This window comes from Neisseria sp. P0021.S007 (assembly GCF_051956855.1).
In genome coordinates this window covers 1-613 of record NZ_JBQCXA010000747.1, presented here as the reverse complement: position 1 = coordinate 613, position 613 = coordinate 1, and the positions used below count along the sequence as shown (strand labels likewise).

The window sequence follows — 613 nt, the reverse complement described above, 5'->3', positions numbered from 1 at the left end:
GCTGGTTGAGCGTGTAGCTTGCAATTTCTTTGCAGGAAATACACCAGTCGGCGTAGAAATCCAAAACGACGGGTTTGTCGGGGTTGGCTTTCAATGCGGCATCCATAGCGGTTTTGAGTTCGGCGACGTCGGTGAATACTTTGCCGTGGTCGGTGGTTTTGCCTGCTTCAGACGGGGGGGCGAGTGTCAGGAAGTGGTGCAGGGCGGTGGTTTGTTTGTTTGCGCTTTGCCATCCGAACCATGCGCCGCCGATGAGCAGAAGGAAGCCTAAAACGGAGGCTGTGGTTTTCAGACGACCTTTTTTACGTTTGCGCCGGATCAGCCAAGCAAGACTACGCTTGGTCAAAGAGGTCGTCTGAACATGAAATTTGCTTTTCCGACGACCTTATAACCAAAACTGATATCTGCCGCAGCAAACATTCTTTCCGCTTTTTCTTCTTTCGATATAAAGTGTTTTTCAATCGCTGCCCGTTTATGTTTTGTGTTTCGCGTCCTCATCGGCAATGAATCGGGCAAATTGTCTTCCGAATTTGTCAGGAGTATCGAATGAATATCCGGATAGTGTCGCTGGCTGCCGCCATTGCGCGGGCCGCCTGCTCGCCCAAGTCCGAAC

General features: G+C 51.1%; 1 protein-coding gene and 1 pseudogene. Both read right to left on the bottom strand.

Features of this window, described 5'->3' with window-relative positions; translation table 11 throughout:
• A pseudogene (locus tag ACTHUR_RS15740) lies at positions 1-307 on the bottom strand (thioredoxin domain-containing protein); the annotation flags it as partial.
• Positions 308-342: 35 nt separating this feature from the next.
• Positions 343-613 (bottom strand): hypothetical protein (locus ACTHUR_RS15735; protein ID WP_440399586.1); only part of this gene is annotated, 271 nt, incomplete at its 5' end.